The sequence below is a fragment of the Pseudomonas sp. R5(2019) genome (assembly GCF_009905435.1).
Taxonomy (GTDB): domain Bacteria; phylum Pseudomonadota; class Gammaproteobacteria; order Pseudomonadales; family Pseudomonadaceae; genus Aquipseudomonas.
Window position 1 is genome coordinate 24,642 of sequence record NZ_JAAAMT010000059.1, and the last position, 6,000, is coordinate 30,641.

Sequence of the window (6,000 nt, forward strand, 5' to 3'; positions counted from 1 at the left end):
AGGTTGCGCGCGTTCCGGTTCAACGCGAGGCGGGTGGCAACATCTGGTCGAGCCACCAGTTGTGGAACTGATGGACGGTCTTTTCCATGTGCGAGTAGCGCCCTGGCGTCACAAAGCGCGAATGCACGGCTTCGCCCACCCCGGTGCATACGCTGATGTCTTCGCCCAGGATCGGCTCGATAAAGGCCCGGAACTTGGCAAGCTCGGTTTCAAGGGTGTCGCTCTTAAGCGTGCCCTTGGGCAGCAACACGTTCCAGATCAGCTCGTGCTCGACCTCGCTCTTGATGTTGAAGTCCAGCCACAGCGGGGTCGACGCATCGGTCAAGGCATGCAGATAGGGGTAGACGTTGAACACGGTGACCGTGCTGAGCAGTTTTTGCGGCAAACCTTGCACCGGCGTGAAAAAGGTCGGCACCGCCAGGCTGTTTTTCTGATTCAGGTGGAACACCCCGTAAGGCCCGCTGACGTCGGCATACTCGGCCATCGCCGCCGGAAACTCATGGTCCGCGGTGTCCGGGTGGACCCAGGGCTGGTGATACGCCTCGCTGAAGTTTTCGAGGGAGATCTTCCAGTTCCACGGCATCACGCGGCGGCGCAGCTCCACCACTTCCATGTCTTCGAAACGGTAAGGCGCGACATCCGGTTCCAGCCCTTCGATTTGCGCCGTCAGCGAAGGCGCCTGCTCATCAAAGTTGACGAACACGAAGCCGTGCCAGATTTCAGAGCGAAACACCGGCAACTGGATGTCACGGCGTTCGAAATTCTCGACCTGGTCCATGAACGGAGCGGCCAGCAGCTTGCCATCCAGGCCGTAGGTCCAGCCGTGATAAGGGCAGCTCAGGCGATTGCCCTTGCAGCTGCCCGAGCCGCTGGCCAGGGTGGTGTTGCGGTGCCGGCAGACGTTGGACATAACCCGGATCACACCGTCGCGGCCATGCATGGCCATGACCGGCTCCCCCACCAGATTGCGCGCAAAGTAATTGCCAGGCTCGGGAATCTGGCTGACATGGCAGACCGGCATCCAGCTGCGGGCGAAAATGCGTTCGCGCTCGAGTTTGAAGATGGCGGGATCGGAATAGGCCTGAGGTGGCAATACCGACGCCTGCTCCAGTGGCAGGCGCACGGCGGCGATCTGCTCGTCAGGCATACCTAGATCATTGAGCTGCGTGAGGGTGGACATGGCGTCTCCGGTCTTGAAATGGGGCTTTTTCTTTCATCAAACACGATTCATGTCCAGAAGATAACCACTTCCTCAAAGGCAACCGATACCCGCCTTGGGTGACAAGGCGCTGACCTGAAGGCCATTCCTCCCCCGTCACCCAAGGCGGGTATGGGGCGCGGGCCAGGGCGCGCCTAGCATGACCGCACATTCAACCACCCCAATCGGGGCTAGGGAGCGGCTTTCATGGCAATCGCAAGCAACGACTACGCTCGGCTGGGGCATGCCACCCGCACGTTTCTGGACCGTCAGCACGGTCATTACATTAATGGTGCGTGGATCATGCCCGAGTCGACCCTGGCGGTGATCGACCCATCGTCGGCACGACCGGTCAGCGCCATTGGCGCTGGCGGCGCGGCACAGATCGACATGGCGGTGCAGGCCGCGCACGCAGCCTTTGCGAGCCCGGCCTGGAAAGCGTTGTCGGCGCTGGAGCGCGAACGGCTGATCCTGCGCCTGGCAGACTTGATCGAACAGAACGCCAGCCTGCTGGCGGAGCTTGAGAGCGTCGACAACGGCATGCCGCTGGGCTTCGCCGGCATCAACGTCGGCGGCGCCACTGGCGTTTTGCGCTATATGGCCGGCTGGGCATCGAAGATTGTCGGTGACACGGTCGAGGTGAAAATGCCCTTCCCCGGCAGCCAGTTCTTTGCCTACACCAGTCGCGAAGCGGTCGGCGTGGTAGGGGCGATCGTGCCCTGGAACGTGCCCTTGATGATGGCCATCTGGAAACTGGCGCCGGCCCTGACCGCCGGCTGCACCGTGGTGCTCAAACCCGCGGAAGACGCTTCCCTGACCGCCCTGGCACTGGCCGACCTGATTGGCCAGGCCGGTTTCCCGCCGGGTGTGGTCAATATCGTCACGGGGCTGGGCCGTGAAGCCGGCGAAGCTCTGGTCTGTCACCCGCTGGTAAGCAAGATTTCATTTACCGGTTCTACCGCCACCGGCAAGCACATCAACCGGCTGGCGACCGACAGCTTGAAAAAGGTGACCCTGGAACTGGGCGGCAAGTCGCCGACGATCGTCTTCGATGATGCCGACCTGGATCAGGCGATTGTCGGCGCCGCCAACGCCATTTTCACCAACTCGGGGCAAATCTGCGTGGCCGGCGCGCGCCTTTACGTGCAGCGCGGTGTCTTCGAACAAGTGGTTGAAGGCGTGGCCCGACAGGCCGACCGGTTGGTGCTGGGCGCCGGGCTGGACCCCAGCAGCCAACTCGGTCCGTTGATCAACGCTCGCCAGCAAGCCCATGTCCAGGGCTACATCCAGCGCGCCAGCGCCGCGGGTGCAAGCCTTGTAACGCGCCGCACCCTGCCCGAGGCCGATGGCTACTTCGTGGCCCCGTCGGTGCTGGCCAACGTCCGTCAAAGCGATGCGCTGGTACAGGAAGAAATTTTCGGCCCGGTGCTCGCCGTGTTGCCGTTCGACGACCTGGACGAAGTGGCGGCGCTGGCCAACGACACGCCTTACGGCCTGGCCGCCAGCGTCTGGAGCAACAACCTGAGCCGGGTCCACCAACTGCTGCCCAGGCTCAAGTGCGGCAAGGTCTCGGTCAACACCGAAGGGTTTCCACACCCGGCGCTGCCCGAAGGCGGCACCAAACAATCGGGCTTTGGCCGCGATCTTGGCCGCGAAAGCCTGGACGGCTATCTGGACACCAAAACCGTGCTGGTACGGGTGTCCTGAGCATGTCGCACTTGATATTCAACCAGAACAATCTGCATGCCCGCTTCGAACCGCGCGGCACCTCCAAGGGAGAAACCCGATGAAACTTGCGTCACGAAAATCCGGCCGCGATGGCGTCCTGCTGGTGGTCAGCCGCGACTTGAGCCGGGCCGTTGAAGCCGGGGCCATTGCCCCGACGCTACAGGCTGCCCTGGACAATTGGGATCAGGTCCAGGCACCGCTACAAGCCCTTTACGAGGCGCTCAACCAGGGCGATGTGGCCGATGCATTCGCCTTGGAGCTCGACGGCCTGGCCGCGCCGCTGCCACGCAGCTATCAGTACCTGGACGGGGCCTGCTACCTCAGCCACATCCGCCGCAACCGCGCCGCTCGTGGTGAAAGCGTCCCGGACGACATCCTCGAAGCGCCACTGGTGTACCAGGGCATCTCTCACGGTTTCATGGCCTGGAACGACCCGATTCGCCTGCCCAGCGATGAGCTGGGCATCGATTTCGAAGCCGAAATTGCCGCCATCACCGGCGATGTGCCGCTGGGTGTGTCGGCGGACGAGGCCACCGGCTACGTGCGCCTGTTCGTGTTGCTCAACGATGTCTCGCTGCGGGCGCTGATTCCGGCAGAACTCAAGCGCACTTTCGGCTTTTTGACCGGCAAGCCCGCCTCGGCCCTCGGCCCGATCGCGGTCACACCCGATGAACTGGGCGAGCTATGGGACGGCCAGCTGGTGTCCGGAAAAATGAAATGCTGGGTCCGCGGCGAGCTGTTCGGCGACATCGAAACCGGTATCGACACCCCGTTTCATTACGGCCACATGATCGCCCACGTCGCCAAGACCCGTGCCTTCGAGCCGGGCACGCTGGTCGGCCTGGGCACGGTTTCCAATGAAGATGAATCGGTCGGTGCTGGCTGTATCGGCGAGTTCCGCGCCATGGAAACCATCAATACCGGCAAGGCCAGCACGCCCCTGCTCAAGTTCGGCGAGCAGGTGCGCATCGAACACTTCGACCGCGCCGGCCACTCCGTCTTCGGTGCCATCGATCAACGCGTCGAGCCGCTGTAACCGCTGACCATAACAATCCCCCTTCAAGGAGATGCCACCATGCTATGCCAGAGCCTTCATCACGCGGCCTTTCGCTGCAAGGACGCCAAGGAAACCGTGGAGTTCTACACCCAGGTCCTGGGCCTGAAGTTCATTCATGCGATGGGTGAGGACCATGTTCCGTCCACGGGTGCCTATAGCCCTCACATCCATATTTTCTTTCAGATGGAAGACGGCAGTTGCATTGCCTTCTTCGAGTTGCCCAATGACGAAGGCGCCCCTTCCGGTCGCGATCCGGCGACACCGGGCTGGGTCCAGCATTTCGCCTTCCGGGTCAAGGATGTGGAAACCCAGCTCAAGGCCAAGGCCGACATGGAGGCCAGGGGCATCAAGGTCTTGGGACCGATCAACCACGACGACTTCCTGCAGTCGATCTACTTTTTCGACCCGTCCGGGCACCGGCTGGAGTTGGGTGTGCATACCGCCACACCCGAGATGGACCAGATGTTCGAGCACGAGGCCATGGATATCCTCAACCACTGGGACGAGCGCCACAACTGGTCGGAACGCGACAAACTCTTCGGCGCGGCACACGGCTACAAGCGCTGAAACCTGACAGAACCGTCCAAAGTCCGTTTGCGCCGGACTTTGTCTTGGCCGCCAGCGTTCATGCGCGCTGGCGGTTTTTTTGTGCAGTACGCTCAGGGTGTTACTGAGATCAAACCCATTCACAGACTTAGTGCGAGTTCGTTACCAGAGGCCCCAGGATGAAGCAAAAACGAGCCTGCCAAGTCGCTTCCGATCAACAGGATTCGCCCCTGCGGCAGCGCAGTATCAGGCCGTAAGCCCCGTAATCCGACAGCCTTGAAGGCTTGCCGGGGATTTCGTTAATATATGAATAAAATCCGTCGCAATGGCGTGTTTTGTGCTGTGTATTCAAGTAGATCGTGAGCCGTCGGAATGTCAGTCACACCGCGGCGAAAATCATAAAAACAATACCCTTATTCAGTGACCTGCCGAGGAGTAGCGCAGATGATTGCCCCGATAAACGAGATGGCTAACCTCATTGGCAGTATCGGCAACAACGGATTCGAGCAGGACTTCTACAGCTTTTGCCACACCCTGCTGCAGGTGGATCACTGCACTGTTTTCAGCTTCGACCAGCAAGGCACGCCCCAATGCCTGATCGCCGAAGCACGCCACAGCCACTCGCGGGACGTCGCCAGGCAACTGGCCCAGGAATACACCGAAGGCGCCTACCGGCGCGATCCCAATGTCGCCCTCAACCAGGTAGGCTCGGCCCCCGGCACGCTTCCGATCGTGCGTTGCGTGACGCCGTCGCACATTCGCGACCTGGGCTACCGTCGACGCTTCTACGATGAAGCGCTGGTGCGCCAGGAACTGGCACTGATTGCCACCGTCAACCAGCAGACCCTGTACTTTGGTTTTTACCGCAGCGAAGACCAGCGCGACTTCGCCACTGAGGACGCCAGCCAGTTGCAACAGATGAGCACCTTTCTCACCCAGACCCTGAGCAAGCACGCGCAAGTCTTGCAGTTGCGCGAAGGCGGCAATGCCCGCGCTCCGGAACCGACCAGCCTCAGCCCGGAACGCCGTGAACGCATGTTCCAGGACCTGCGCGCCTCCCTGCTCAAGGCGCCGGGCGCCCTGACCCAGCGCGAAGCGGAAATCTGCGCCTCGATCGCCCTGGGTTACACCACGCTGGGCATCAGCCTGAACCTGGGCATCTCGATCAACACCGTTGCCACTCACCGCAAGCGCGCTTACGCAAAGCTGGGCATCTCCTGCCAGAACGAGCTGTTTGCCCGTTATTTTGACAGCGTGGCCTCGTCCACCGTGAACTGAGCCGAAGCGGAAACCGTAGGAGCCAGGCTTGCCTGCGATGCCAGTCAGTTAAGAAACTGAACTCCGCAGCTTTTGTAGGAGCGGACCTGGCCGCGATGGGCCGCGCAGCGGCCCCTGAGGCCATTGGCATCGGCGATTGAGCTAGTAAGTGCAGGTGATTTCAGAATCGCCGGGGCCGCTGCGCGGCCCATCG

Annotated in this window: 5 protein-coding genes; 4 read left to right on the plus strand and 1 reads right to left on the minus strand. The window is 61.6% G+C overall.

The window, feature by feature from the left end; translation table 11 throughout:
- Nucleotides 1–19 precede the first annotated feature (19 nt).
- The gene (locus GUY40_RS25105; protein ID WP_166571608.1) at nucleotides 20–1,180 is read right to left on the minus strand and encodes an aromatic ring-hydroxylating dioxygenase subunit alpha; all 1,161 of its coding nucleotides are present in this window, start codon (nucleotides 1,178–1,180) and stop codon (nucleotides 20–22) included.
- Between the two features lie 225 nt (nucleotides 1,181–1,405).
- Between GUY40_RS25105 and GUY40_RS25110 the strand changes: the two genes are divergently transcribed.
- The 4 genes from GUY40_RS25110 (at nucleotide 1,406) to GUY40_RS25125 (ending at nucleotide 5,807) form a co-directional block, all read left to right on the plus strand.
- Complete coding sequence (locus tag GUY40_RS25110) at nucleotides 1,406–2,905, plus strand: aldehyde dehydrogenase (protein WP_166571609.1); 1,500 nt, start codon at nucleotides 1,406–1,408, stop codon at nucleotides 2,903–2,905.
- 79 nt (nucleotides 2,906–2,984) lie between these two features.
- Nucleotides 2,985–3,962 (plus strand): fumarylacetoacetate hydrolase family protein, encoded by a 978-nt coding sequence (locus tag GUY40_RS25115; RefSeq protein WP_166571610.1) that lies wholly within the window; start codon nucleotides 2,985–2,987, stop codon nucleotides 3,960–3,962.
- A 39-nt stretch (nucleotides 3,963–4,001) separates the two neighbouring features.
- Nucleotides 4,002–4,550, plus strand: coding sequence for a VOC family protein (locus GUY40_RS25120; protein WP_166571611.1), 549 nt, complete (start codon nucleotides 4,002–4,004; stop codon nucleotides 4,548–4,550).
- Between the two features lie 423 nt (nucleotides 4,551–4,973).
- A complete protein-coding gene (locus GUY40_RS25125; protein WP_166571612.1) occupies nucleotides 4,974–5,807 on the plus strand; it encodes a helix-turn-helix transcriptional regulator in 834 nt (277 codons plus the stop codon).
- Nucleotides 5,808–6,000 lie beyond the last annotated feature (193 nt).

Coding starts and splice junctions, on each gene's coding strand:
- GUY40_RS25105 (WP_166571608.1), bottom strand. CDS start 1,180: ATGTCCACCCTCACGCAGCTCAATGATCTAGGTATGCCTGACGAGCAG.
- GUY40_RS25125 (WP_166571612.1), top strand. CDS start 4,974: ATGATTGCCCCGATAAACGAGATGGCTAACCTCATTGGCAGTATCGGC.
- GUY40_RS25120 (WP_166571611.1), top strand. CDS start 4,002: ATGCTATGCCAGAGCCTTCATCACGCGGCCTTTCGCTGCAAGGACGCC.
- GUY40_RS25110 (WP_166571609.1), top strand. CDS start 1,406: ATGGCAATCGCAAGCAACGACTACGCTCGGCTGGGGCATGCCACCCGC.
- GUY40_RS25115 (WP_166571610.1), top strand. CDS start 2,985: ATGAAACTTGCGTCACGAAAATCCGGCCGCGATGGCGTCCTGCTGGTG.